The sequence below is a fragment of the Desulfogranum marinum genome (assembly GCF_016918565.1).
In the GTDB taxonomy this organism is placed as follows: Bacteria; Desulfobacterota; Desulfobulbia; order Desulfobulbales; family Desulfobulbaceae; genus Desulfogranum; species Desulfogranum marinum.
Window position 1 is genome coordinate 65,701 of sequence record NZ_JAFFQD010000003.1, and the last position, 26,810, is coordinate 92,510.

23 protein-coding genes are annotated in these 26,810 nt (G+C 46.1%); 1 reads left to right on the plus strand and 22 read right to left on the minus strand.

Annotated features, from left to right (window positions below; all coding sequences use genetic code 11):
* The first annotated feature begins 221 nt into the window (after positions 1-221).
* Positions 222-2,018 carry an N-acetylmuramoyl-L-alanine amidase gene (locus JWH17_RS03435; protein WP_205221164.1) on the plus strand — a complete coding sequence of 599 codons (1,797 nt, stop codon included), beginning with the start codon at positions 222-224 and terminating at the stop codon, positions 2,016-2,018.
* Between the two features lie 480 nt (positions 2,019-2,498).
* Here JWH17_RS03435 and JWH17_RS03440 read toward each other — a convergent pair whose 3' ends face one another.
* The 22 genes from JWH17_RS03440 to JWH17_RS03545 all read right to left on the minus strand — a co-directional run bounded on the left by JWH17_RS03440 (position 2,499) and on the right by JWH17_RS03545 (position 26,691).
* Complete coding sequence (locus tag JWH17_RS03440) at positions 2,499-2,915, minus strand: F0F1 ATP synthase subunit epsilon (RefSeq protein ID WP_205221165.1); 417 nt, start codon at positions 2,913-2,915, stop codon at positions 2,499-2,501.
* A 30-nt stretch (positions 2,916-2,945) separates the two neighbouring features.
* The gene (gene atpD / locus JWH17_RS03445) at positions 2,946-4,367 is read right to left on the minus strand and encodes a F0F1 ATP synthase subunit beta (protein ID WP_205221166.1); all 1,422 of its coding nucleotides are present in this window, start codon (positions 4,365-4,367) and stop codon (positions 2,946-2,948) included.
* A 45-nt stretch (positions 4,368-4,412) separates the two neighbouring features.
* Positions 4,413-5,294, minus strand: a complete 882-nt coding sequence (atpG, locus tag JWH17_RS03450) for an ATP synthase F1 subunit gamma (protein ID WP_205221167.1) — start codon at positions 5,292-5,294, stop codon at positions 4,413-4,415.
* A gap of 18 nt (positions 5,295-5,312) precedes the next feature.
* Complete coding sequence (gene atpA / locus JWH17_RS03455; protein ID WP_205221168.1) at positions 5,313-6,836, minus strand: F0F1 ATP synthase subunit alpha; 1,524 nt, start codon at positions 6,834-6,836, stop codon at positions 5,313-5,315.
* 4 nt (positions 6,837-6,840) lie between these two features.
* A complete protein-coding gene (locus tag JWH17_RS03460; RefSeq protein ID WP_205221169.1) occupies positions 6,841-7,389 on the minus strand; it encodes a F0F1 ATP synthase subunit delta in 549 nt (182 codons plus the stop codon).
* On the minus strand, positions 7,386-8,138 hold the full coding sequence (locus tag JWH17_RS03465) for a F0F1 ATP synthase subunit B (RefSeq protein WP_205221170.1): 753 nt from the start codon (positions 8,136-8,138) through the stop codon (positions 7,386-7,388). The genes JWH17_RS03460 and JWH17_RS03465 overlap by 4 nt, the downstream gene beginning before the upstream one ends.
* Entirely contained in the window at positions 8,135-8,566 is a 432-nt protein-coding gene (locus JWH17_RS03470) for a F0F1 ATP synthase subunit B (RefSeq protein WP_205221171.1), read from the minus strand. Before JWH17_RS03470 ends, JWH17_RS03465 begins: the two co-directional genes overlap by 4 nt.
* A gap of 224 nt (positions 8,567-8,790) precedes the next feature.
* Entirely contained in the window at positions 8,791-9,789 is a 999-nt protein-coding gene (locus tag JWH17_RS03475) for an NAD-dependent epimerase/dehydratase family protein (protein WP_205221172.1), read from the minus strand.
* Between the two features lie 56 nt (positions 9,790-9,845).
* Positions 9,846-11,486 (minus strand): fatty acid CoA ligase family protein, encoded by a 1,641-nt coding sequence (locus tag JWH17_RS03480; RefSeq protein WP_205221173.1) that lies wholly within the window; start codon positions 11,484-11,486, stop codon positions 9,846-9,848.
* Positions 11,473-12,354, minus strand: a complete 882-nt coding sequence (locus tag JWH17_RS03485; RefSeq protein ID WP_205221174.1) for an alpha/beta fold hydrolase — start codon at positions 12,352-12,354, stop codon at positions 11,473-11,475. Before JWH17_RS03485 ends, JWH17_RS03480 begins: the two co-directional genes overlap by 14 nt.
* Before the next feature lie 2 nt (positions 12,355-12,356).
* Entirely contained in the window at positions 12,357-13,391 is a 1,035-nt protein-coding gene (locus JWH17_RS03490) for a 3-oxoacyl-ACP synthase III (protein ID WP_205221175.1), read from the minus strand.
* A gap of 42 nt (positions 13,392-13,433) precedes the next feature.
* Complete coding sequence (locus JWH17_RS03495) at positions 13,434-13,658, minus strand: YkvA family protein (RefSeq protein WP_205221176.1); 225 nt, start codon at positions 13,656-13,658, stop codon at positions 13,434-13,436.
* 61 nt (positions 13,659-13,719) lie between these two features.
* Positions 13,720-14,520 (minus strand): enoyl-ACP reductase FabI, encoded by an 801-nt coding sequence (locus JWH17_RS03500; RefSeq protein WP_205221177.1) that lies wholly within the window; start codon positions 14,518-14,520, stop codon positions 13,720-13,722.
* Positions 14,521-14,979, minus strand: a complete 459-nt coding sequence (gene fabZ / locus JWH17_RS03505; RefSeq protein ID WP_205221178.1) for a 3-hydroxyacyl-ACP dehydratase FabZ — start codon at positions 14,977-14,979, stop codon at positions 14,521-14,523.
* Entirely contained in the window at positions 14,979-15,719 is a 741-nt protein-coding gene (gene fabG, locus JWH17_RS03510; protein ID WP_205221179.1) for a 3-oxoacyl-ACP reductase FabG, read from the minus strand. Before fabG ends, fabZ begins: the two co-directional genes overlap by 1 nt.
* Positions 15,720-15,778: 59 nt before the next feature.
* On the minus strand, positions 15,779-17,191 hold the full coding sequence (locus tag JWH17_RS03515; RefSeq protein ID WP_205221180.1) for a phytoene desaturase family protein: 1,413 nt from the start codon (positions 17,189-17,191) through the stop codon (positions 15,779-15,781).
* Between the two features lie 29 nt (positions 17,192-17,220).
* Positions 17,221-18,669, minus strand: coding sequence for a phytoene desaturase family protein (locus JWH17_RS03520; protein ID WP_232370864.1), 1,449 nt, complete (start codon positions 18,667-18,669; stop codon positions 17,221-17,223).
* A 2-nt stretch (positions 18,670-18,671) separates the two neighbouring features.
* Positions 18,672-18,923 (minus strand): acyl carrier protein, encoded by a 252-nt coding sequence (locus JWH17_RS03525; protein ID WP_205221181.1) that lies wholly within the window; start codon positions 18,921-18,923, stop codon positions 18,672-18,674.
* Between the two features lie 189 nt (positions 18,924-19,112).
* Complete coding sequence (locus tag JWH17_RS03530) at positions 19,113-20,360, minus strand: beta-ketoacyl-[acyl-carrier-protein] synthase family protein (RefSeq protein WP_205221182.1); 1,248 nt, start codon at positions 20,358-20,360, stop codon at positions 19,113-19,115.
* A gap of 384 nt (positions 20,361-20,744) precedes the next feature.
* Complete coding sequence (gene alaS, locus JWH17_RS03535) at positions 20,745-23,390, minus strand: alanine--tRNA ligase (RefSeq protein WP_205221183.1); 2,646 nt, start codon at positions 23,388-23,390, stop codon at positions 20,745-20,747.
* A gap of 631 nt (positions 23,391-24,021) precedes the next feature.
* Positions 24,022-24,732, minus strand: coding sequence for a 3'-5' exonuclease (locus JWH17_RS03540; RefSeq protein WP_205221184.1), 711 nt, complete (start codon positions 24,730-24,732; stop codon positions 24,022-24,024).
* Positions 24,733-24,735: 3 nt separating this feature from the next.
* Positions 24,736-26,691 (minus strand): DUF294 nucleotidyltransferase-like domain-containing protein, encoded by a 1,956-nt coding sequence (locus JWH17_RS03545; protein ID WP_232370865.1) that lies wholly within the window; start codon positions 26,689-26,691, stop codon positions 24,736-24,738.
* Positions 26,692-26,810: the final 119 nt, after the last annotated feature.

Genomic DNA, 26,810 nt, shown 5'->3' on the forward strand with positions numbered 1-26,810 from the left:
CTAGATTTAATATTTGTTACTCAAATTGACTTTCGACATTCTAGACAATTTCCGGACCCTTCAAATACAATTTTGCCTGTTGGTCCAAAAAAACTAATGGCAAGGGAATCTACGTTCTTTCCTTACCAAAAAAAAACATATCTAAAATGATGACCAGGCAGTTTAAAGCTCTCAATTTTGTGTGCTACACACACATTATCTTTTTAACTGTAGCAGCGACAATGGCATTGATGCTTTTTCATGGTGCCATTGCTTATGGAATGGATTCCACGAACAAGGCTAACAGGCAACAAACTCTTATTGAAAAAGATTACAAAGCAGCAAAGGATTTTTACTATCAGCTGGAAAGAGAACAAGAGCTAGGGCAGGATCGAAAAAACTGGCTCAAAGGTGTGCGTAAATTTAGAAAAATTTATCTCGAACATACAAAAGGACCGTTGGCACCTTCTTCACTGTATATGATGGGTAGGATGCAATACAAAATGTTTCAGCGCTTTCACCTGTCCATAGACCTGGAAGATTCCCTTGGGTATTTCAATGATGTGGCCACCATATTCCCAGAGAAATCGCTAGCAGATGACGCCATATTTAATGCTGCTGAAATTTATCTCAACGACAAAAAAAAAGACACTCTTGCGGCAGAGCAATACCTTAAAATAGTGCAGCATTTTCCCAAAGGCGACAAATACTCACAGGCGTTAAACAGGTTGGAAAAGCTCCAGGAGAATGGAAAGATTCAACTCTCTAGCCATCTTAAAAATAATAAAAAAAACAACAAGCTAGTCAATGTACTTCCCGTAAAATACTGGTCATCGGATGAATATACCCGCATCGTCATCCGGGCCTCAGCACCTGTTCATTACTCGTCAGAGCTCCTTGAAGAAACAACAGGGCAACCCAGAAGATTATATATCGATTTCAGCCCTAGCTATATTCCACCCAAATATCGTTCACCAGTACCCATCGAAGACGGTCTCCTTAAACAAATTAGAACAGGACAATTTAGCGACTCCACAGTAAGGGTGGTTCTCGATATTGAGTCTATATCAGACTATAAAATATTTAGTCTCAGTGATCCGTTCAGAGTGGTTATAGACGTACATGGCAACAAGAAAAAAACGCATTCTTCCCAGACAACAATCACGGCATTTAAACAAAAGTCTGTTCCTGCATTGACAACTTCCGAAAAAAGAAAACAGGGAAAAGCAAAAACAGAAAGTTCCCATCCTTTTATTAGTCTTCAAGACTATAAAAAAAGGAAACCTTCAGACAAGGCGGCATCAACTCTTCCCTCGCCTCCTAAAAAGTACTCGTTAGCACAGCAACTTGGACTTGGGGTCCGAAAAATAGTGATTGACCCTGGCCATGGCGGAAAAGATCCTGGGGCCATTGCCCATGGACTTAAAGAAAAAAATATTGTGTTGGCAATATCCAAAAGACTTGCCAATGTACTGGAAGCCACCTACGGATATGATGTCTCACTTACCCGTACCAAGGACGTCTATATTCCCCTTGAGGAACGAACAGCGATTGCCAATACTCTAAAAGCGGATCTCTTCATATCCATACATGTCAATGCCCACCAAGACATGAGCATAAGCGGTACAGAGACCTACTTTCTTAATCTGGCAACAAATGCAGAGGCAATGCGAGTGGCTGCTCTTGAAAATGCTACCTCAACTCATAATATCGGCGAAATGCAGGATATTCTCTCGAGTTTAATGCAAAACTCTAAAATCAATGAATCTTCACGACTCGCAGAATACGTCCACTCCAACTTAATTTCTGGTCTCAATGCCAAATATCTAACGCGTGATCTTGGGGTAAAACAGGCACCTTTTTATGTTCTTATAGGCGCGGAAATGCCTGCAGTACTTGCAGAGATTGCTTTTTTATCTAATCCAAATGAGGCAAAATTACTTAATAGTACCGATTTCCAGAACAAAGTAGCTCAACAAATCGCAACCGGTGTCGTCTCCTACATAGATCATCATACAACAGCCGCCCTACAGTTGTAATTTTTTCAAAGAATCCGCACTAGAAGGACTACTTAATTCTTACTGACTACCCGATACATACTTTTGCTTCTGGTTGTGCATTTACCAGAAACAAAGACGGTACATACAGATAGCCTTCTCGCGCATACCAAGAAGACCACTCCTGATCTAATGAGTGAACAAATTGTAAATTTGTGTACAATCAAAATGAGCTGATATCTGTCCCCTGTTCAAGCAGTTGCCCTTTCCAAAGAGTAAGTGGATGTAATGAATGCTGCTGTTTTAAGATGCCCTGTAAATAAATACAGTCACTCACAACAGTCAGATAAAAAAACACCTCTTACCATTAATAATGCTTACCAAACGCCATTCCGGCCTGTAATAACAATCCATTAAGCCAAATTCTGCAACGACCCATTCTTTCCATGTCCTGAGAAGGACACAAAAAAAGGGCTACCTTAACAGGCAGCCCTTTTTTTGTGTGACAAATGTATATACAATCTAGCTACGTGCCTTTTCAGCAGCTTTTAATCTGGCCATAGCCCTTTGTAAAGCCGCCTCTGCACGGACTCGATTTATTTTCTCAGCAGCCTGTTGCGCCTGAGCGAGTCGCTTTTCAGCCCTTTCCTTTGCAAGCATTGCCCGATTAACATCAATGTCTTTACCGAACTCAGCACTTTCAACAAGGAAGGTGATTTTATTATTCGAGACCTCAGAAAATCCGCCACTGACCATGAGGTACTTTACCTGCTTATCCTTTGTAAAGCTGAGAGTACCGGTCTTAATAGTACTCAGAAAAGGAGCATGGTTAGCCAGGACGCCAAACTCACCACCCACACCAGGAGCAGTGACGATATCAACATCGTCACTGATCACAGGTCCGGTTGGTGTTACTACTTCAAGATGAATCTGTGCCATAAGAGAGTCCTCTGTTCAGCTCGCTAAGCCTTATGCTTCAGCTTTCTGAGATGCAGCTTTTTCTACTGCTTCTTCGATGCTACCAACCATGTAAAAGGCACCCTCAGGCAGCTCATCATGCTTACCATCGAGGATTTCTTTAAAGCTGCGAACTGTGTCTTCAACCTTAACATACTTGCCCGGGAAGCCGGTGAAGACTTCCGCCACATGGAAAGGCTGAGAAAGGAAACGCTGTACCTTACGAGCACGAGTAACAGTAAGTTGATCTTCCTCAGAAAGTTCGTCCATACCAAGGATAGCGATAATATCCTGCAGTTCCTTGTACTTCTGAAGGGCAACCTGCACACCACGTGCAGTAGCATAATGCTCTTCACCAACTACGTTAGGATCAAGAATACGACTAGTTGAGTCAAGTGGGTCAACCGCAGGATAGATACCAAGCTCAGAAATTTGACGGGAAAGAACAACCGTTCCGTCAAGGTGAGCAAAGGTGGTTGCAGGAGCAGGGTCAGTCAAGTCATCGGCAGGTACGTATACACACTGTACCGCGGTAATGGACCCCTTGGTGGTAGAGGTAATACGTTCCTGCAAAGCACCAAGATCAGTTGCAAGTGTAGGCTGGTAACCAACAGCAGACGGTGTACGACCCAAAAGTGCGGAAACCTCTGAACCAGCTTGAGTAAATCGGAAAATATTATCTACAAAGAAGAGTACATCCTGTCCTTCTTCATCACGGAAATATTCAGCAGCTGTCAAACCTGTCAAGGCAACACGCATACGTGCTCCAGGAGGTTCAGTCATCTGCCCGTATACCAATGCTGCTTTAGGTAATACGCCGGATTCCTTCATCTCATTGTAAAGGTCATTCCCTTCACGAGTACGCTCACCAACACCGCAGAAAACAGAAATACCACCATGCTGCATGGCGATGTTGTTAACCATCTCCATCATGATAACAGTTTTACCACAACCGGCACCGCCGAACAGTCCCATCTTACCACCACGTGGAAAAGGAACAAGCAGATCGATTACTTTAATACCCGTCTCAAGTACATTGACTTCTGTATCCTGTTCGGTGAATAGCGGTGCAGGTCTGTGGATAGGCATGGTCTTTTCGGAGCTAATATCTCCCATACCATCAACAGGGCGACCGACAACATTCATAATACGACCAAGAGCGGATTCGCCAACAGGGATACTGATAGGCTCTCCAGTGTCACGTACTTCCATACCGCGAACAAGGCCATCTGTCTGGTCCATTGCAACTGTACGAACAACATTATCTCCCAAGTGCTGTGCAACCTCACAAACAAGATTGTCAGCGACGTCGCTGATAGCAGGATTAGAGATAAACAACGCGTTCATGATTTCGGGCAAATCACCCGGTTCAAACTCGACATCAACAACAGGACCAATGACCTGTATAATTTTACCAACTCGTGACTCACCCATCTGAAATGGCCTCCTCAATCTTATAAAATACTCTACGGTAGAGCGTTAGCCTTTAAGTGCCGCAGCACCACCGACAATATCCATCAACTCGCCTGTAACAGCCGCCTGACGAGCTTTATTATACAATTGCGTAAGTTCGTCGATCATATCCTTACATGCATTGGTAGCATTGTCCATTGCTGTCATTCGAGCAGCATGTTCGCTTGCTCCAACTTCAAGCATGGCGTGATAAACCTGCACATTTAAATAAAGTGGAAGTAATACTTCCATAATTTCATTTGGATCAGGCTCATAGATATATGATCCGGTCGCGCCATTCTGCTCTTGAGCAGATTCGGCATCGTTTTCTACAGGTTTAATAGGCAGCAACTGTTCGCGTTCAGGTTTCTGAACAGCTACGGAATGAAACTTTCCGTACACTATATCAACCTGATCACTCTCTCCAATTAAGAATGTCTCGGTAATATCTTGAGAAATCTCGCGAGCGTTAAAAATTTGGAAAGTACCCATGATATCATCATAGGATTTTCTCAGTTTGCCTGATTTTTTGAAAGCCTGTGCACCTTTTTTACCTACGGTAACGATGCTTACAGTCTTACCTTCGCTTTCATACTGTTTAACAAGCTTTTCTACGACTTTAACTATGTTGCTGTTAAAACTACCGCATAAACCACGGTCAGAGGTAACAATGACAATCTCTACAGTTTTAACATCCCGTATTTCCATGAGTGGGAGGTTTGCATCTTCCATTCCAGCTGAGAGTTCACTCATTGTTCCAGCGAACTTTTCTGCATAGGGTCTGAAAGACTCCATCTTATCCTGTGCACCTCTCAACTTTGCAGAAGCAACCATGTTCATGGCCTTGGTGATCTGCGCAGTCTTCTTTACACCGGTAATCTTGTCTTTGACATCCTTTAATCCAGGCATAAGACTCTGTCCTTATGATTAATTCAGGCCCTTTGTGGCCTTAAAGGTCTCGCCAAAGGACGTCAGTGTTTTCTTCATTTTTTCTTCAAGCTCACCTGAAATTGCTTCTTTCTCTTTAAGTTCTTGAAAAATTGAAGGTTCGTTAGCTTCGATGTACCCATACATTTCCTGCTCATAGTCAGCAAGTGTGTCTACTGGAAAGGAATCAAGAAAGCCCTTGGTACCAGCGAAAATAATGGTAACCTGCTTTTCCATTGACAGTGGTTGGTATTGGGGCTGCTTGAGAATTTCAACCAGTCTTTCACCACGAGTGAGCTGCGCCTGGGTTGCGGCATCAAGATCGGATCCAAAACCGGCAAAGGCTGCAAGCTCTCGATACTGCGCAAGGTCAAGTCGCAAGGTACCTGCAACCTGTTTCATTGCTTTTACCTGGGCAGAGCCACCAACACGAGATACGGACAAACCTACGTTAATTGCGGGACGGACACCAGCAAAGAACAGGCTAGGCTCAAGATATACCTGGCCATCAGTAATAGAGATAACGTTGGTAGGAATAAACGCAGAAACGTCACCAGCCTGGGTTTCGATGATTGGCAAAGCAGTAAGAGAACCTGCACCAAGCTCATCACTCACCTTAGCAGCACGCTCAAGCAGTCTGGAGTGGTTAAAGAAAATATCTCCAGGAAAGGCCTCACGTCCAGGAGGACGACGAAGCAGCAGTGACAGTTCACGATAAGATACCGCCTGCTTGGAAAGATCATCATAGATGATCAATGCATGTTGCCCATTATCACGAAAATATTCGCCCATCGCACAACCGGCAAACGCAGATACATACTGCATAGGTGCAGGATCGGAAGCACAGGCAGCAACAACGGTTGTGTACTCCATGGCACCATGTTTTCTCAACGCTTCAACAACCAAAGCTACCGTTGATTTCTTCTGGCCGATAGCAACGTAAATACAATGCACATCAGTTTCTTTCTGGGCGATAATCGCGTCGACACAGAGAGCGGTTTTACCAATCTGACGGTCACCAATAACGAGTTCACGCTGTCCTTTACCAACCGGAGTCATAGCATCAACAGCCTTTGCACCAGTATAACAAGGCTCATGCACACCTTTTCGTGCGATAACACCAGGGGCGAGAACTTCCATCTTACTGAAGTTTTTCGCATCAATGGGTCCTTTACCATCAATAGGCTGGCCAATACCATCAACAACACGGCCTTCCATTTCAGGGCCGACAGGAACCTCAGCAATACGTCCGGTTCGCTTAACGATATCGCCTTCTTTAATCTCACGAACGTCACCAAGAACGGCACAACCGACGTTGTCTTCTTCAAGGTTCAGCGCAAGTCCGAAAATATTCCCCGGAAACTCGAGTAGTTCCATGGCCTGACAATTTTCTACGCCATAGACACGTGCAATACCGTCACCCACCGAAAGTACCGTTCCGGTTTCCTTCAGGTCGACATCACTCTCGTAGCCAGCGATTTGGTCCTTAATAATCTGGCTGATTTCTTCGGCTTTGATCTGCATTTGACTAATCTCTCCCCTTGATAGATTCTTTTAATCCATTAAGTTGTGTCTTTATACTTCCGTCCAGTACCAAATCACCAACCTTTGCGATGATGCCACCGATTATCGTCGGATCGACCTCGGTCTGAAGTATAACCTTATTTCCTGTAATTTTTTCTAAAGTAGCCTGGATACTTTTCTGCAGTTTGCTATCCAGTTCTACGGCAGACACGACAGAACCATGACTGATATTCTGATCCATATCCACCATGACTTGTATTTCGCAGGCAATATCCGGCAAAATATCTGCTCTTTTTTTCTCAATTAACAAATTAAGAAAACCAGACATTATTGCATCTGCCTTTGCATTTTTGCCAATTTGTGCCATCACTTTTTGCCGTACATCAAGAGGATATAAAGGATTTGTCAACGCATCCCTTACACCAACGGCCTTGTCATCGTACAATGCTGCGACAGCAGCGAGCAGTTCACTGTATTCTTCAATTTTTCCCTGCTCTTTACCCAAAGAAAAAAGCGCCTTTGCATAACGGCGTGCTAGAATCGTATTTCTCACTGTACCGTACCCACTCTTTCAAGGAACTGTTCTGTTATCGTCACCTGATCTGCGGGGGTGAGATTGGAAACGATTAACTCCTCGGCCATTGCAGCTGCCTGCTCTGCAACCTCGTCACGTAACATCCGCTTTGCATCCTCCAGTTCGCCTTGAATGGAAGCCTCAGCCTGACGTTTAATATCGTCAGCTGCTTGTTCAGCCTCAGCAAGAATCCTTTTCTTTTCATTCTCAGCTTGGGATATGGCCTTTTCGACAACACGGTCCATTTCTTCTTCCATGCCTGCAAGTCGCGTCTCAAACGCCTTGAACTCTGCCTGGGCATCATCACGCTTTGCTTCCAGCTCCTGCAGTTCTTCTTTGATCTGCTTTTGACGACCAGAGAGCCCGGTAGCAATGGGCTTGGCAAGAAATTTAACAAGGAGGATCACCAGCGCGATAAAGTTGACTGTTCTCCAAAAGAGGTCTTTCAGCTTCGCAGGAGCGAGTGAGCCGCCGACTTCTCCATGCCCACCTGTTTCTGCATGCGCATCGGCAGCAACTGCATGGGCGCCAGCCTGAGGGGCAACAGTTTCTATTGATGTGTGGCCAGTCGCTTCACCATGGGTATTCGCTGCAGCAGCTTCAGCATGAACAGCAGTTTTTCCACTCTCGTCGTGGCTCGACGCTGAAGCCAAGACAATTGTTGCCGCTCCTGAAAATAGCAACAGCAACAGAGTAGGTACAATAATTCCGACAATACGAGATTTCATGCTTCCAAGCTCCTCCCAAGTATCTTTCCGGCCATATCTCTAGCAAAACCTTCTGTTTTCGCCTGCAGGTCTTTCCTTGCTGCTTCAACCTGTGTGCGTATTTCCGCCATTTGTTTCTCTTTTTCGCCATCTGATTCCTGACGAATAGCAGCCAGTTTCTCGGCGCCGGCAGCCTGCGCGCTAGCACGTGCGGCATCAAGTGCTTTTTTCGCCTTGCCGCTGCCTTCGCGCATTTTCCTGTCCAAATCAAGCTGGCGGTTTCTTGCCCGTTGCTCCAGCTGAGCGACCTGATCATGCATGGAATCCACTTTTTGCTTCCTTTTTTCAAGGATACCAAGCACCGGCTTGTACAGAATTGCATTGAGCACCAGCATCAACACAATCATGTTGATGATATGTATTACCATAGTAATATCAATTGAAATCATACCAACTACTCCTCATCTCAAGAAGAAAACAGGCCATAACTCTGAAAGTGAATGGCGGTTCATATTACGACAGGATTTCTACTTAAAAATCCTGTTACTGTCAATTCATTTTAAATAAAACTTATATGTTTTTTCAGTTCTGCTTGCCACTCGATAACAAACACGGAAAACAGATGACTTCAGAGGGGTATTATTACCCAAGCACAGCCCTTGATGAGTCATTATTACACAGCCTCGCGACGTAACCACGACACCAATTCCCCCATCCCTTCTGCTGTACTCACCTGTTCCTTGTAACCAAGTATACGTTCAGCCTTCTCATGATTAAACCAGTGCGAATGCGCCAATTGGTGGGCAAGAAAACGTGTCATCTTCGGCTCAGTTGTGCATCTCGCCAAGCCAAAAATTCCTTCAAGGGCCCCCCCGGCCAGGTAAGCAACAAAAAATGGAACTTTTTTATGTATCTGCTCAATGTCTAGCCTTGCATACAGGCTATTTATCCATTCCCAAAGAAGCACTGGCTGTTCTTGCCCAATGAAAAATGCCTGTCCACCAGCTGAACCACCGGCGTGTAAATTTTCTGCAGCAAGAATGTGTGCATGGACCACATTATCGATATAGCTAATATCCACAACATTATCACCCTTGCCGACTACTTTCAGCTCTCCTTGTCTGCCTCGCTCAAGTAATCGGGGAATAAGATGCTGATCACCAGGCCCCCAGACAAGATGCGGCCTGATAGCAGTAGTACCCAATCCTTTTCCATTTGCAGCAAGGACTATTTTTTCGGCCTCGATTTTACTTGCAGCATAGTGGCATAGTGGACGGGAGGCATATGGTAGCCGTTCGTCCGCCCCTTTTAGAGGCGCACGATCAAACACAACCGATGGAGTCGAGGTATACACCAAAACAGGGACGGATGCATCCTTGCAGGCGGCAATTACATTTTGGGTCCCCTGGGTATTTATAGCAAAATATTCCTCTTCTGCGCCCCATATTCCAGCCTTTGCAGCAACATGAAAGACTGTGTCCACACCTTTAAAAACAGATTGTAGAAAATCTAAATCACGAATATCTCCCTGATGACATCGCACCCCTATTTCCATCAAATGGGGATAGCAATTCCGCCCAACTACATTGACCTGCAAGCCCTTACTTATCAATTTCCGTACAATGGCCTGGCCGATAAACCCTCCACCGCCGGTTACCAGTATATTTTTCATAGTCTTTGCACAAACACGTTATTAAACCTATGACCTGACCAGATCACTGATTTTCATCAATCATAACAGCCTACTTTACGTTTGGCCCAAAGGGCCAGCTGCTCACGGAAAATCTTGGCATTGTGCCGTATATCCACAGGAAACCCAGGATGAACAAGGAAGGTCTCTATCCCTTGCGTCAAGGTATTTGCAACAGCCAAGCCTTTTAGTTGTTGAAACAGCATGCCGTGGTTGCGGCTTTTTTGTTTTAGCTCAACTATTAATACAGGTCTTTGTTTGCCAATTTTTCCCACGCCCACCAGAGCAGAACGAAATACAGCTGGGTGTTCGTTAAAAATTGCCTCGCAGGGGATGGTATATAAAGTCTCTGAATCCGTAAAAACCCGATGCGCTTTGCGGCCACAAAACCACAATCGCCCCTGTTCGTCAAAGTAGCCCATATCCCCCATACGATGCCAAAACGTTTTCCCATCCTTAATTTTAGCATGCACATTTTCATGGGTATTGCTGTCATAAGCTCTAGTTACCACAGCTCCTTTGACGACAATTTCGCCAATCTCTCCAAGGGGTAATTCTGTTGTTTTTCCCCACTCAGATACAGGATCATCGCAAGGAGTGATTACTTTAATCGTAATCCCCGGCAAAGGCCTGCCGACGCAGGTCCCTCGTCCGTGGCGAGTCTGTTCCCATGTTTCACCGGTCACTTCATGCCCTTCTATTGCTGCAATGGGGAGGCTTTCGGTTGCACCATAGGGTGTAAATATCTCAGCGTTATCACCCATAAGCTGCTGCAGGCTCTTGATGAGCGTTCCCGGAACCGGAGCACCAGCCATGAGAATCTTTTCGACAGGTAGCTTAACATCGTTTTCCAGGCAATATCGACTAACCACATTCCAGATGGCAGGAGAACCAAACGAATAGGTAACTCCATGCTCTACAATTGAGCTGACGAACTTTCCAGGATCAACCTTTGCAGGGCGGGTCGGATCCATATCCGGAATAACAGCGGTCGCCCCCAACGCAATCGAAAAAAGGCCGAAAAGCGGAAATCCAGGTTGATCAACATCTCCCGCTCCTATGCCAAAATAATCCCTGATCAGTTCCAACTGCGCATGAAAAATGCCATGGGTATACTGGACGCCTTTTGGAGGCCCGGTGGATCCGGTAGTGAAAATAATAGCTGCCAGATCATCTACGCCTGCTTTGAAATGAGGAACACCGGATCTTTCGGATTGAGGTATAGAGTCTTCAATCCTCTCCAAACAGGCCCCACGCCACAACAAAGAAGGACCTACACAAACCCTGGTGCGGAGGGAAACAAACGGTTTTCGAAAGATGGCACTGAAATAAATTGCTGTGGGAATACCGATCAAAATATCCGGCATTACAGCACCAATGCAGCGCAACAAATTTTTGTATCCCATCCCGGGATCAATCAAAATAACTACAGCCCCAAGTTGGAACAGGGAGAAAGTCAGACAGATAAACTCAACCGATGGTCGGACCATCAGCATAACTCGATCTCCTTTCTTTATTCCAAGCTCATGGAGTTCTCCAACAAAATAATTGGTGATGGCTGCGAGTTCCTGAAATGACCAAGACTGCCATCCACCCTTACGCGGCGCGACAAGCCCTCTCTTGTCTGGCATTTTCAGTGCAACCTGTTCAAGAACATTGCCGATATTATAATCTATCATGGCCGTTATCTTGTTGTTCCAGAAATCCTTTGATTAGGGGTAAAATATCCGACAATGCATCTTCCAGTACGTAGTGGCCCGCCTCTGGAAAATAATGCCCCTCGGCAGCAGGAAAACGAGTCAGCCATTCATCATAAAAATGACGGGTAAAACAAAAGTCCTTTCCACCCCAGCATATCAGCATAGGATGCTGCTGTAATTTTTCAAGGGAACGTTCAACTTCAACCAGACACTCCCAGGAAGGGTGATCAGCTGTCAATGGTATATCCTGAACAAACCTCAGGATAGCAACCCTGTTTTTCCAATTATCATAGGGCGCTACAAAACCGGCAGCGATATCCTTGCGCATCTTTTTGGTAACAGCCATAAAAAGAGCGGCCCGGGCAAAACCATTCAGTCCCCTGACCAGAAAATCACCGATAATCGGCCAGCGGCAGACAGCAATCCGAAAAGGTATCCGTTTTGATCTAAAAGCAGCTGTATTCAATATCACGATCCTCTTGACAATCTCAGGATTTCTCCCAGCCCAGCCCATACCAATAGCGCCACCCCAATCGTGGACGACCAGCGTGCACTGCTTAATTTCTAGATGAGCTAGCAGGGCTTCAAGATTGGCAATATGATTGCACAGAGAATAGTCATACTCGACAGGCTTATCAGAAAAACCGCACCCCAGGTGGTCTGGAACGATTAAACGGAATTGACCGGCTAGTTGAGCAACCACATTTCGGTAAAGATACGACCAGGAAGGATTGCCGTGCACACACACAACCACAGGCCCTTGACCTTCGTCAAGGTAGGCCATTTCCCCGCCATCTACCTTGAATCGTCGGGGAGTAAATGGATACTCTGCAAGTTGGTCCATCATGGTTACCACTCTATGCCAAGCATCAGCGAATTAATCCCTGAACCAATTCCAAGCAAGGCTGCTTTTTGACCGGCTACGAGCTGTCCCTGTTCGATCCCCATCCCCATCGTCACAGGTGCTGATACGGAACCAACATTACCGAGAACAGGTAAGGTCTCAAAATTTTTACGAGGATCCAGCTCAAGACGTTTAAAAAGTGCCTGAGCATGGGCTTTCCCCACTTGGTGACAAAAAAATCGATCGATGCCCTCACCCGACCAGCCAAGCTCCTGCTGAAATCCATGCCAGCAATCAGCAGCAGTCTCAATCCCCTGCCGCAGCAGCTCTTCCGAATCAGTAGACATCAAGGTGCCCTGCTCCGAGTTCTGGCCACCTTGGCAAAGATGGTTATAGGCAGTATTGGCTCTACAGCTGCCTCCTATAAGAGAATGACCTGTGTCGCAAACGCGCTTATCCGACATAACAATGGCCACCGCACCAGAGCCGATGGTAAGCGAGGCAAACAAAGGTTTCACACTTTTCCTGGTAAGAGACTGTTCCTCAAGCATATGGCGCATTGTCGATTCTACCAGATCTTCAGCAGTTTCTCCGGCAACAATCACCCCTGATTTCACCTGTCCGAGTTCAATCATATTAGCCAACATGATCATGCCGTTAAGAAACCCAAGGCAAGCATTGGAAAGATCAAAGATATGACAGGAACCTGGAAGTTCCAAAGATCGATGGACAAATGCCGCTGTAGCCGGTTCCATCATATCGCGGCTTACAGAGGTAAAAATAAGACAACCGACATCTGCCCTGTCCACACCGGCACGTTCCAATGCCACGTTTCCTGCCTGAGCAGCCCCTTCACTCGGCCTGGTACCTTTATTCCACAGCCGCCTGCTTTGAATACCGCTCATTAGCTCCAATCGACCATGGGGAAGCTTCAACCGTTCATACAAAGGTGCAAGGCGTACTTCTATGTCATCAGAGGTAAGAGTGACCGGAGGCAACACATATCCGAAATCGTGCAGACAAACATTTGAAAATTGCATTATCTATAAAATGATAAATTGTAATTAAGCAGCGTTAAATTCTTAGTCTTCGGGCGTGTTGAAGCGCTGGGCCCACGTTATCAAGAGGGCTGCAAGGGCAACATCATCGAGGATACCCACAACCGGCACCCATTCAGGAATAAGGTCATAGGGAGAGATAACATACAGCAAACCGCTGCCAAGGATTATTTTCACATACAGCGGTGTTTCTTTGGAGAAAAAGACAGCACCCGTATTTCTGATCATCTCCACAACTCTGTTTATCATGTTCTCCTGCAGCTGCATGTGCGTAGCTTATAGTGCCGGCCTTCCCACATTACCCGTTTTTTTAAAGAGCGGCCTTGGTCACAATCTCGGCATCAAAATAATTCATCCCCATACCAGCATCAACCACGACACACTGCCCATTAATACCCGAGGACCGGGGAGAGAGCAAAAAGGCGGCAACATTGGCTGCTTCTTCGGTCCTGAGCGCCTTTTTACGCAATGTTGCCTTTTCAGCAAAAAGATAGCTGTCAATATACCCCGGAATACCTGCAGACGCGGAGGTCTTCAGCAGACCAGGACAAACAGCATTAAATCTGACTTCAGAAAAAGCGGAAAAACTCTTGGCCAGAAAACAGATCGAGGACTCCAAGGCAGCCTTCACAGGTGCCATGTAGCCGTAATTTTCAGCAGCCATTCGAGTGGTGGAGATGGAAATAGTTACCAGAGCAGCATGGTTTGCAAGCAATGAGCGAAAATGATTTGCAATGGAAATAAAGGAAAAGCAGCTGATGTCAACGGCTTGGAGGAAATCTTTCTTGAGTGTCTCGTGGAAGGGCTTGAGTCCTTCAGAATAATTGGCAAATGCTATGGAATGGACAATACCCTCTACAGGACCATCAACCGCGCGATCAATCTGATCCCGAACCGCAATGATATTTGCTTCATTTTCGACATCACAAATAAAAACCTTGCTTTCCGGAAAGAGCTTTTTCGCCGTTTCTGCTCGCTGTTCAGATCTCACCACATGGATCACCTCAGCACCGGCTTCGACCAATACCCGACCGATGCTGCAGGCAACAGATTTTTTATTGGCTAGTCCAAATATAATAATTTTCCGACCTGCTACACCTAAAAAATCCACTTAATCCCCTTTGAGTGCACAGGCAAATTCAACCTGCACTGCAATTTGCCCACGGACTCTGACATTTCCTTTCAGAAACCAGGCTGATCCAATCCTTTCGGTTAGGTGAGCAGCTATTTCGATTGTATCTCCAGGACCAACCTCGCGCTTGAACCTGGCATTCAAAATCCTGGTAAGCACAGGTATGCCGCCAACTTGCTCTGAGTCGCTTTTTTTTTGCTGCTTATGCATCAACTCGCTGATATAAACGGCACCGGCCTGAAACACTGCCTCGCACAGCAGCACTCCCGGCATAATCGGATAATCCGGATAATGCCCCTGAAAAATGTCCAAATTTGCAGAAATTGTCTTCTTTGCCCGAATCCCCTCTTCATTGATTTCAGTAATTTCATCAAGCCAAAGAAAAGGAGGACGGTGAGGAATCCTGGAATAAAGATAGTGTTGATCATTTAGTTCCATTACAGCCCCCCGGTAACCTCAAGCACAGCGCCATTTATATACGAAGCATTGTCACCGGCCAAAAATAAAACCGCATCAGCGACCTCTTGAGGGGTACCAAAACGACGTTGCGGCACCATCTTTTTATATTCTTTCACCTGACTCTCATTCAAATCATGAATAAAATCAGTGGCAATAAAGCCGGGAGAGACACAATTGACCGTAATTTTTCGTTTACCCACTTCTTTTGAAAGTGATTTCATCAACCCAACCTGCCCTGCCTTTGATGCAGCATAATTGGCTTGCCCTGCAAACCCTAGATGTCCCATGGGTGAAGTAATAAAAACAATTCGTCCATACTTCTGCTTCAGCATCAGGGGCAGTACGCACTTAGACATGTTAAAGCCACCAGTCAGATTGACATCAATGACACGGTGCCAATCCTCTTCCTTCATCATGGCCACTACAGCATCACGCCGAACCCCGGCATTATTCACCAGGATATCCATGGTATCGTAGCGCTCTTCCACCTCGGCAAAGAAAGCAGCAACGGCTTCATAATCACTCACATCGAGTTGTTGAAGCGACAGGCAGCCTTCAAAAGAACTGCATTCCTGTTGCAGCTGGTCCGCTGCCTCTTTGTTGGCACCATATACTCCAACAACATCCGCACCACCGGCGAGCAGTGACTGCGTGATTGCTTTGCCAATGCCACGGGTTGCCCCTGTCACAACAGCCTTCTTTCCCTTAAAATCAGCCATAGCCCTACACAGTTATATTCAAATAAACATTCGGGTGGTTTTTACAGACCACAACGTCCTCACCCTTGCTCACGCAGATAGCCGTCAACATCATGAGCTGCAATCACGCCATAGTTAATGGCTCCCAACCAACCACTCATAATAATACCCACAGAGCCGACGTGATAAAGACCAGGTAACGTCTTATGGAGCGCCCTGGAGATGTCAAGCCCCTCAAATTTAGTACCAAAAGAGGTCCCCCTGGTATGCAAGGTATACCGATTAAAGGTGCGGGGAGTAGCAGACTCCACGGTATCAATCTTCTTTCTTACATCCGGAATATACCTTTCCAAATCAACAAGACACCTCTCGATCATTGCCTGTTTGGCCTGCAGATACTCGTTTGATTCTAAATAAGCCCAATCTGCATAATCGGCATTCATGGAGGCGACAATGGTATAATCAGGTTTTTCCGGTCTGGTTTTGGGATAGTAGACTGAAAACGTTCGGCTCCTGGTCTCCATCGCCCGCATTTCTTCTGCTGAGTACTCTTTGGCTGTGGAGGTAAACAACAAATCACCTATATCGTCTATGGTTTCTCCTTTACGAATGCCAAAATAGACCTGACAACTGGAATTATTTACCTCAACCTTATCATGCTCTGTTAGGAAATCAGGTGGAAAATTCTCTCTTCCTGCAAGATTGTCAATGGTATTGGTAATGCCGGCGTTGGATACAACAGCGGTTGCAGCAATGTGTTTCCCGTTGACAGCAACCCCGCAGGTTTTACCTTTATGGACCAGAACTTTTTCAACCTTGGCACCGGTACAGATGGTGACGCCGTTTTGCTGCAACTCTTTTGCCATCAGACCGATAAGGGTATCAGTTCCACCTTCAAAAGTATAAACCCCCCGGTTCATGAAATTGGAAAAAACAATACCGTAGGTTATGGCTGGTTCATCCATGGTGGACCCATTTGCATAGGAAATGGGCTCCATGAGCAGACGGTGGATATCAGTTCGCCCAGGAAAAAACTTGTCAAACAATTCTCTGGTGGTCATTGTTTGGTCATCGTAAAAATTCATGCCGTCAACAGTGGCAAAAAAATCATGAACTGTCTGAGCCGCGACCCCAAAATTCTCTTGCAGAATACGGATAAAATCGACTTTACTAAAAGTGGTGGTCAGGGAAAACTGAGGGTTATCAAACACTATCTTTGGCAACTGGACAATACGATCACGAATCTCCTTGCCCCAGTATTTTTTACAGGTTTTCACCATTCCATAGGGAAAACCGTGCAGGGACACATCAAAAATATGCCCCCCCCTTTTAAACCAGGTCGCCAAACCTCCAAGCTGTATATGGTGTTCAAGCAGCAACACTGAGTGCCCGGCATCGGCAAGCCTGTTTGCGCATGTCATCCCTCCAAGTCCTGATCCAATGACAATAACGTCATAGCGGTTTTCAAGCGTATCTAAAGAAGAGTATTTCATATGTCCTTAATGCTGTTACGTAGCCGTATCTAGGAAAGAATATGTTGATTAATCACTGTAACGCCGCTGAGCATGGCCCCGACAATACCCAGGTACCCTTGGTCCGTGCCGGCAATAAACAAATTGGGCCAAGGCGTTTTACCGTCTCTTATTTTTAAGGGACTCCCATAGATGGCACCTTCAGCCTTTCTGGTAAAACGTTCAACCGTGAGCGGTGTAAAACTATCCTGGTAAATCACATTCTCGCTGTATGGGCCGATGACATCTTCCGCGTTACTGATCGCAGCATGGGTCCACTGCTGTTTGAGTGTTGTGTATTCAGCAGGAGTTGCCGCTTTCCATAGGGCATAATTAGCAGCATTGGTGTTCCTGATCTGAAAACACTCTTCCTTCTCTAGCCCTTGAAAATTATCAGGAAAACAAATCACTCCCCAGGAAAGGTCAAGAAATGTCGTCGGTCGCTGGTAGTGTAACTGGGATTTTTTATTATAAAAAAGGATTGTAGCCGAACTGTCAAGCCCCTCTCGTGCTTTCTCATCAACCAGGGACACGGTTTCCATAAAACTCATCCGTCCACCGTATGCCTGCTGCGGAATATCCCATCCGCTGAGCTTGATGGTTTCCGGCATGCCTACGGTGGAAAGCACAGCATCTGCTGTTAGAATTTCACCATCGGCCAGTTGTATACCTTTAACCTTGCCCTGTTCCCTATAGATTTCTTTCACCAATGCACGATAACGAATTTCTCCGCCAAAACTTTTAAACTGATCCAGTAACATTGTTAAGAATTCTCGGATAGTCCCACCAGGCCTGAAAAATCCTTCTTCAAAAACAGACCGGAACATAATCACAAACTGCCCCATATCCATATCATGCTCTTCAGGATTACCATATACCATCAGCGGTAACAGCAGCATTTCCTCCAACAACGGGTTCTCAAGAGCGTGCGAGAGAAAAGTACGCGCAGATTTCCAAGGTTGCACTGTAAAAGGGTCATACGCAGCAATACTTTTTTTCAGAGCAATAAATCTGTCAACACTCTCTGGAAAGGCTCCTGCCACCTCCTGTTCAAGAAGCAGGGGATCGTTGGAAAATAAAAGCGAGGCATCGGGGAATCGTATTTCAGAGCCCACCTGCTCATGGGTCGCAAACAGTTTTCTGGAAAGTTTGAGTTGACGAAAAAGAACATTCAATGGAGCACGTTTATTCCCGGCAGCCGCATAGTTGGTCATAGCATGCAGCCCGGTTTCCAGTATTTTCCCCTGCCTGAAATAATAGGAATTCAGGCCTCCTGGGATAGTGTGCTGTTCGAGAAGTAAGGTTTTGACTCCGAAACGCGCCGCACGAATGCCTGCGGCTATTCCAGATAAACCGCCGCCGATGATAATCAGCTGATACTCAGCCATAGAAAAAAGGTGGGAAGGAAGGTAAAGGCAGGACCAACGGGCAGCAATGCCGGCATAATCCTGCCTGCTCAAGTTTAGGCGTCTTTCAGCTTTGGCTCCAGGTAGTTGACACAGCTGGTCAAAGTTGCCAGCTCCGGATATTCGTCCTCAGGAATCTGCAGCTGATAACGTTTTCGCAGTTCCATAACAATATCCAGAAAATCCATCGAGTCCAAATCAAGCTGGTCGCGTAATGGTGCATCTGCGTCAAGGTTATCAAATTCTGCTTCTTCGTCGATATCTTCTATTATTTCAAGGATAACGTCCTTGATTTCTTCCCGAGTCATACTCCGTCCCCGTTGCTTATTGAAAACTCTTCCAACAGTAGCCTTTCAGGCAAGAGTTGCAAGAGTCATATTCGTTATATGGAAATCAGCTTAATAGTCAGTGACTAATGTGTGAGCATACGGCCAGCTCTTCCAGCCCCCAGTATTCATCGAACGGGGACAAAACGGAAGAACTTACCATAAAACACCTCAACCCGCCACAAAACTCTTGACAACAACCACTGAATTTATTCCCAGCATACCAAAGGAATTATTCAACACAGCATCAACACGAGCAAGTTTTTGCGGTTCGCCACTCACCAACCCTTGCATAGCGCAGTCAGGGTCAAGTTGATCGAGATTAATGGTCGGATGCACGTAATGATCAGTAAAAGAGGGAAGGTTGCCGGCAAGTTCGAGTACTCCTGCCGCGCCCATCGCATGCCCGATACTGGACTTGGTATTGTTGATATAGGTGGATGTGCAGCCGGCAAAAGTCTTTCTAATGGCCGAACATTCCTCCACATCACCCTGGCGAGTGCCTGTGGCGTGGGTATTCACGATCGTAATATCACCGGCATCCATTCCAGCCCGCTTCAGCGCCATTTCCATGCACTGTTGCTGCCGGGGACCATATGGTAAAACAAAATCCCTGGCATCCGAATTCATGGCATACCCTGCAAGCTCACCATATATTTTTGCTCCTCTTTGCAGAGCACTGTCCAGTCTTTCCAGGGTAAAGACACACCCTCCTTCTGAAATAACGATTCCGTTTCTCTGCATATCAAATGGACGACTGGCACGAATGGGGTCTGGATGTTCGGCTAAAGCTCCTTGAGACTTGAAAGAGGCAAAGATACCAAAAGAGCCGACACACTCGGAGATCCCACCGCAAAGAGCAAAATCCACCTCTCCCAATCTCAACATCTGGGCCCCCTGAATAAGTGCGGCATTCCCTGCGGCACACGCAGCACCAATGGTATAGTGAGGACCGGTAATACCCAGATTCATGGTAACTTCACCGGCTGGGTTGTTGAGAACGGTTCGCGGGTTATGGTGATGGGTCCAATAGTCCACATTATAATCGAATTTGCTTATATTGTAGACCTCATTTTCCGTTTCCACCGTCCCATGCTCTGTAAGGCCAAGATAAACTCCGGTTGTGCTACGGTCATACTCCTCAAAGGTTATTCCGGCGTCCTCAAGAGCCTCATTGGCGCAGTATACGGAAATACAGCCTGCACGACTTCCGCGCTTGTTCTCCCTCTTTTTACGGTACCTTGTTTCATCAAACGTACAAATACCGGCCGGATGAACCCCCATATACCGAAGATCCAAAGTTGTTATGCCGCTTTTGCCGGCAAGAAGATTCGCTCTAAACTGGTCGAGCGATGATGCACCAGGTGCGGTAAGCCCCACTCCGGTGATGACAATTCGTTGTGAATCAGACTGTTGCATTATCTTACTATTCTTTCGATGCTGCAGGACTATTCAAGGATACTTAAACAATTAGAATCTTCATCCAAGATTAAGGCATGCTTAAAAAATAACAACAGACACATAATTAATATTCCGATGTTTTTTTTTAAAATACAGCAAGAAAGTTGGGTGAAAAGGCAATTATGCAAGATAGCCTAAAAAGTGTAACAGCATCCGAGTTATGGTTTATGCGAAAAACGCATATACGGCCTCAGCCACATATGCGTTCTCCAGCGTTCAAATCTCAAAGGCATCTTGAATTATCAGCAATTTAGTTCGAGGTCAGGCAAGCCATGACTCCGGAAAATCGGGCTAAATGGCAATTATTCAAGATAGCCTTGTTCTTGTCGCCACTGTCAAAGTTTATTTGAGCAGCTCCTCAACAATAGCAGGCACCTTGCTGACAGCCTCATCAAGCTTGTCCGGCATGCTACCGCCGGCTTGGGCCATGTCTGGTCGACCACCGCCTTTGCCGCCAACAATAACAGCGACTTTGTTAACAATATCGCCAGCCTTTATCCTGCCTGTCAAATCTTTGCTCACTACAGCAAGCAAGGCTGCTTTTCCACCAAATTCTCCACCAAGCACTGCAATACCGGTCTGCATTTTATCTCTGATTTTATCACCAATTTCGCGCAGTGTTTTTGGAGAATCCAGTTTCACAGTACAGGCAACAACCTGCACCCCATTTACCTCTACCGCCCCCGCAAGGAGTTGATCAAGGTTGGAAAGGGTCATTTTGGCAGTGATCGCCGCAAGCTCCTTTTCCAGTGCTTTGTGCCTTTTTTGTAAATTGACCACCTTTTCAGCAGCTCTCTCCAGTGGGCTCCCCACGGTCTTGCACAGTTCCGTTGCGTCCTGTTCAAATTTGTGGAGCCATTCCATGGCCTGCCTGCCGGTAACAGCCTCTATACGACGTACTCCTGCAGCAATCCCTGTTTCATGAATCACTTTAAACAGGCCGACATCGCCGGTTGCACCGGCATGGGTACCCCCACAAAGTTCTTTGCTAAAATCACCGATGGTTATCACCCGGACATCATCACCATATTTTTCACCAAAGAGTGCTGTCGCACCAGCTTCAATTGCTTCTTCCCGGTCTAGAATTGCCGAAGACACAGGAATATTCTGCCGAATTTTGGCATTAACTATTTTCTCTATTTTCACAATTTCTTCAGGGGAGACCGGAGAAAAATGGGTGAAATCAAAACGCAACCGGTTACTGTCTACCAATGAACCGGCCTGCTTGACATGCTCACCCAAGACCTGCTTCAAAGCGGCATGCAAGAGATGTGTGGATGTATGGTTCGAGGCAATTTCTGCGCGACGCTCAGCAACCTGGAGATTAACCTGCTGCCCCTGCTCAAGCGTTCCTTCAACAACCTCACCATGATGAAGAATAATCCCCTCTACTGGTGAGAGTGTTTGGGTCACCTCAAAACGACCTCCCGGCCAGGATATTTCGCCTTGATCGCCAACCTGCCCCCCTGATTCCGCATAAAACGGTGTCTGCCGGCAAAATACCTGTAAACGCTCGCCCGCTTTTCCGCTTTGCACCAACGCACCGGATTGATCAATGATTCCCTCAACCACAGAATCGCTGTTGGTGGAAAAATAACCTGTAAACTCGGCAGTCTTTTCCTGATTGACCAGATGTAGCACACCTTGGTCAAGATGGTCCACATCGCTGCCCTTCCAGGACTTACGTGATTGCTCACGTTGCTGCTCCATGGCCAGGGCAAACCCAGGTTCATCAAAGGCGACGCCCCTTTCTATCGCGGCATCACGGACGATATCGACAGGGAAGCCATAGGTGTCATACAGCTTAAAAATGAATGTACCATCAATAATGGCCGATTCTCCCGACTCTGCTTGTAATCTCTGTATTTCTTCATCAAGCTTCTGCAGCCCTCTGTCAAGAGTCAAGCCAAAACGCTGCTCTTCGTTGGCTACCACTTTGGCCAGCAAGTCTCTAGTATCATCCAGATGTGGATACGCGTCGACCATTGTCTCTGTGACAAGCGCACAAACTCCAGGAAAAAACGATTCCAACCCCAGGGCCCTGCCATAGCGAATGGCTCGACGCATAATTCGACGCAGAACATATCCCCGCCCTTCATTGGAAGGCAACACGCCGTCCCCTACAAGAAAAGTGGTCGCTCTGGCATGATCTGCAATTACACGAAGGGACACATCGTCACTTTTATTGTCGTGATATTTTTTTCCTGCCAGCTCGGCGATATAATCAATAATCGGGGTAAATAGGTCGCAATCAAAATTATTGTATTTGCCTTGTAAAACAGCTGCTACCCGCTCAAGCCCCATGCCGGTATCAATGGACGGGTGTGGCAACGGTGTCATTTTACCGTTCTCGTCTCTGTAAAACTGCATAAAAACCAAGTTCCACAACTCCAGAAAGCGGTCACAATCACACCCTAGTTTGCAGTCAGCACGACCACAACCAGCTTCCACTCCTTGGTCTATATGAATTTCAGAGCAAGGACCACACGGCCCGGTATCCCCCATGGCCCAGAAGTTCTCTTCTTCTCCCATGCGGACGATTCTTCCCGGTGGCAACTCTTTGACCTGTTTCCATAATTCATCTGCTTCATCATCGTCATCATAGATGGAAACCCATAACTTCTGTGGATCCAAACCAAGCTCAACCGTCAAAAACTCCCAGGCATAGGCAATGGCTTCCTTCTTGAAATAATCACCAAAAGAAAAGTTACCCAGCATTTCAAAAAAGGTATGATGACGGGCCGTATATCCTACATTTTCAAGATCATTATGCTTGCCTCCGGCTCTAACACTTGCCTGGGCTGTGGTCGCACGAGTGTATGGTCGATGCTCTTCACCCATAAACACTTTTTTGAACTGCACCATTCCGGAGTTAACAAAGAGAAGGGTAGGATCATCATGGGGCACCAAAGAAGAGGATTTCACCCTGGTGTGTCCGTGTCGTTCAAAATACTCAAGAAAACGTTTTCTAATTTCTTTACCGGTCATCTTTGCAAATATGTTTTGTGTTAATGGGTATTCAAGATATACAATCTTAAAATCAAAGGTAACTCTTCAGCAGCACCCCAACTCTTCACGATCAGCTCGCCCAGCATACCGATGTATCGAAGTCGGGGCTTACCTGCTAAATCGGTCAGCTTGTGAACATTTGGAGCACTGCTGATCAGTTACAGTTGGGCTAGCTTGACAGCTTTTAGCTCTTCGCAGAACAGTTAAGAATCAAAATACATTATGTCTGCAGATTACTGACGATGGCGACAAATGTCCAGGCGCTAACCAGAATTTCTCATGAGCATTTTGTCATTTCCCGAAAAGATATGTGATTTCAGATTGATGCTATTAAAATAAATCAGATATAAAATGAATAAAATGCTCACCAAAGGTCAGTCCATGCGGTACCAATAAGCGACGATTCGAAAACATACCACCATGCGCCTATGCTCAACATAAACCAATAGTGTGCAATTGAGCAACATTGATACAATATCGCGAGAAATAAGGGCTAATCATATACATCAACGACGACAATGCAAATAAAAAAACCATCGCGCACAAGGCGAACTACACTTTTCAGTACTTCATCTCCACCTCAACCCTTGCTTGTCCCCAAAAGCCACCCTCAAAAAAGTCGTTCTTCGCCCTTATTGCGTCCCAACTGACGTACATCTTCCAAAGTCTGCACGCCCATACTCTTTAATTTCTTAGCCAGGAAAAGAAAAAGATAAGCGGTCTGCAATGCATCCTCCAGGGCATCATGGGGCTTAAAACGGGGCAATTTAAATTCTGCTGTTAAATCATCGAGTACAAGGGATCCAGGGTTCCCCGCAAAACGAACGCCTCTTTTTCCGGCAAGCTCTTTGTAGAGACGAGCCATGGTCATGGTATCAACGCAAGGATTGGACAGGATCCCGCCAAGATTTTTCCTGATTGCAAGGTTTAAAAAATGAAGATCAAGGCTAATACAATGCCCCACCAAGAGTGCTCCACTGCAATACTCAACAAACCGGGGTAAAACCTCCTCTATACCTGGAGCCTTCCGGAGCTGCTCAGGAGTGATGCGATGGACAAATGTCGCTTGATTTGCATCTAGTTTGACGGGACGAACCAAAGTGTGAAAGGTACTGGAAAGTTCAATCTGTAACCTGGAGATACGAACGGCACCAATGGAAATAATTTCATCTTTACGCTTATGCAGGCCGGTTAATTCCGTATCACACACCACATAATCATAATCAGGTAAAGGAAGGCGAAAATCAAGCCGCTTAAACTGCTCCTCATTGCGCACAAGAAGTGGATCTGGTTTCCTCAACCAGCTAAAAAGAGAGCGCATCCCCTATCGTTGCCTTTTATGAATACCCTTAACCAGGGACTGCAACAGATCATTTAATTCGCCAACCAGCTCAAACCCATCCCGTAACATTTTCTTCTCCAGTTCAGTAAGTTTTCCAAGCGCAATAAAGCTATCCGGCAGAGAGCCGACTTCATACTGATGCAGTTGATGGATAAGTTGTATATGCATCTGGATTTCGCAAGCCTCCTGAATCCGACCGGCCAATTCGCCGTCAAGGCGACCTTCCTTTGCAAGGATTGCAAGCCGGGCAAGGGTGTTCGTTTCCCTAATACCATAATGAAGAGCCAAAATTCGTGCAAAGTGAATATAAGGCGCCAATCCCTTTTCTTTTATATCAAAAAGGCTTTCCTGCTTGCCGTCCTCCTCAACAATAACATCTCTAAAAACAGCGAGCGGAGTTCTCCAGTTGGTACAATCATTGACAGCGCTGATTAAATATCCATTATACTTTCGGGCATCCTTAACTATCTTGGCGCGTATCTCTTCAAAAAGGGGTTTATGACCGTACCCAAGCCGAATGTCAAAAAATGACCCTTTCTCAACCACACCTGCAAAAGGCTCCCCCTTAAGCCAAGTAGTATACTGATCCTTCCAGACACGTAATGGCCGGCACCACCGGGAATCGCTTGCAATAATTTGCTCTTCAGCTACAGGATACCCGCAATTTACCAGATGGTTTATCGTTCTTTTGCTCAACTCCTTAAAATATACGGCTGCTGCCCTTTGCTGGTAATCATCTTCGGGGTCGGCATATACCAGTGCGTTCTCCTGACCAGTCTTAAACGTTAACTCCTTTCGCCCCTCACAGCCCAGCAACAACCAACAATAAGGGACCGGAGCACGACCTAACTCCAATTCCACTAAGCGTAAGAGCTGTGCGAGCACCCGGTCATTTAAAAGCGCTACCATCTGGGCAATATTACCAGCTTTCGCCCCTTCATTTATGAGGTTTCGAACAACACCCGGGATTTTCTGGGCCAAGGAATATAAGGCTGGATAGGAACACTGGGTGCTGATTTCTTTAAACAACATATAGGGAGAATTCCCCTGGAGCAACATGACATCATGAGAGGTAATTATCCCTGTAATTTTCCCGTTGTCCTCCACAGCCAAATGATGAATCCCGGAGGACATCATTTTTATCAGCGCATCAAAACAAACGGCCTGGGAACTGATAGCGGCTACCGGAGATGTCATGATTTTTCTTACCGGCATTGCCATCTCCATCCCCGCAGCAACAACCTTGTTACGAAGATCTTTGTCCGTAATAATACCGACAATATTATCCTCGTCATTCTCATAGAGTAACAGCGAGCCAACACTGAAACGCATCATCATTTTGGCTGCATCCTGCACCGACGCCCCCACAGGTATCCTACGCAGGGTACGCCCTATGATATCCTCGACTTTGATGGAAAAAAGGTACAGATCTTCGTCTCCACGTCTGGCGACCCTGTGTTTCCGCAATTCTGTATACGCGGTGGACACAACTTTCTCGGAAAAACTTTTTAAATAATACTGGGCAAAGCCCGGCTGCGAAGTAATCAAGTCAAGAAAGATGTCTCGTGGCAACAAAAAACAAAAGGTATCTTCCACTGTTTCCACATTCATATTGGCCACAGTGCCTCGTATTATACCAAGAGCCCCTATGTATTCGCCTTCACCGCGGTAATCTTTCAGCGTAGTTTGCCCTTCCTCGTCGGTCAAAAACGATTTCACTCCACCTTGTTGGATCAAATAAAGAAATCGGACTTCACTTTCCCCCATGGTAAGCAGCCATGTTCCTTTGGGAAAAAAGTCGACTCGTACATGCCGGGCAACATCTTGTAAAAGTTGCAAGTCGAGCTCCTTAAACGGCATGATATTGCCAAGAAAATCGACAATCACATCAGGTGCTGAAGGCACCTGCCCATTACTTGCCATATGCCCCTTATCCATAATGACTGTACCTATTTAATAGAGCCTCATGGCTACAAAAAGTCCAAAAAAAAACAGGCAGGACACCGGAGCGTCCTGCCTCAATATACGTCATTTCATTGCCGGTTGCACGTAGCCGG

Coding starts and splice junctions, on each gene's coding strand:
- JWH17_RS03435 (WP_205221164.1), top strand. CDS start 222: ATGGCATTGATGCTTTTTCATGGTGCCATTGCTTATGGAATGGATTCC.
- JWH17_RS03440 (WP_205221165.1), bottom strand. CDS start 2,915: ATGGCACAGATTCATCTTGAAGTAGTAACACCAACCGGACCTGTGATC.
- atpD (WP_205221166.1), bottom strand. CDS start 4,367: ATGGGTGAGTCACGAGTTGGTAAAATTATACAGGTCATTGGTCCTGTT.
- atpG (WP_205221167.1), bottom strand. CDS start 5,294: ATGCCTGGATTAAAGGATGTCAAAGACAAGATTACCGGTGTAAAGAAG.
- atpA (WP_205221168.1), bottom strand. CDS start 6,836: ATGCAGATCAAAGCCGAAGAAATCAGCCAGATTATTAAGGACCAAATC.
- JWH17_RS03465 (WP_205221170.1), bottom strand. CDS start 8,138: ATGAAATCTCGTATTGTCGGAATTATTGTACCTACTCTGTTGCTGTTG.
- JWH17_RS03470 (WP_205221171.1), bottom strand. CDS start 8,566: ATGATTTCAATTGATATTACTATGGTAATACATATCATCAACATGATT.
- JWH17_RS03475 (WP_205221172.1), bottom strand. CDS start 9,789: ATGAAAAATATACTGGTAACCGGCGGTGGAGGGTTTATCGGCCAGGCC.
- JWH17_RS03480 (WP_205221173.1), bottom strand. CDS start 11,486: ATGATAGATTATAATATCGGCAATGTTCTTGAACAGGTTGCACTGAAA.
- JWH17_RS03485 (WP_205221174.1), bottom strand. CDS start 12,354: ATGATGGACCAACTTGCAGAGTATCCATTTACTCCCCGACGATTCAAG.
- JWH17_RS03490 (WP_205221175.1), bottom strand. CDS start 13,391: ATGCAATTTTCAAATGTTTGTCTGCACGATTTCGGATATGTGTTGCCT.
- JWH17_RS03495 (WP_205221176.1), bottom strand. CDS start 13,658: ATGATAAACAGAGTTGTGGAGATGATCAGAAATACGGGTGCTGTCTTT.
- fabZ (WP_205221178.1), bottom strand. CDS start 14,979: ATGGAACTAAATGATCAACACTATCTTTATTCCAGGATTCCTCACCGT.
- fabG (WP_205221179.1), bottom strand. CDS start 15,719: ATGGCTGATTTTAAGGGAAAGAAGGCTGTTGTGACAGGGGCAACCCGT.
- JWH17_RS03515 (WP_205221180.1), bottom strand. CDS start 17,191: ATGAAATACTCTTCTTTAGATACGCTTGAAAACCGCTATGACGTTATT.
- JWH17_RS03525 (WP_205221181.1), bottom strand. CDS start 18,923: ATGACTCGGGAAGAAATCAAGGACGTTATCCTTGAAATAATAGAAGAT.
- JWH17_RS03530 (WP_205221182.1), bottom strand. CDS start 20,360: ATGCAACAGTCTGATTCACAACGAATTGTCATCACCGGAGTGGGGCTT.
- alaS (WP_205221183.1), bottom strand. CDS start 23,390: ATGACCGGTAAAGAAATTAGAAAACGTTTTCTTGAGTATTTTGAACGA.
- JWH17_RS03540 (WP_205221184.1), bottom strand. CDS start 24,732: ATGCGCTCTCTTTTTAGCTGGTTGAGGAAACCAGATCCACTTCTTGTG.
- JWH17_RS03545 (WP_232370865.1), bottom strand. CDS start 26,691: ATGGATAAGGGGCATATGGCAAGTAATGGGCAGGTGCCTTCAGCACCT.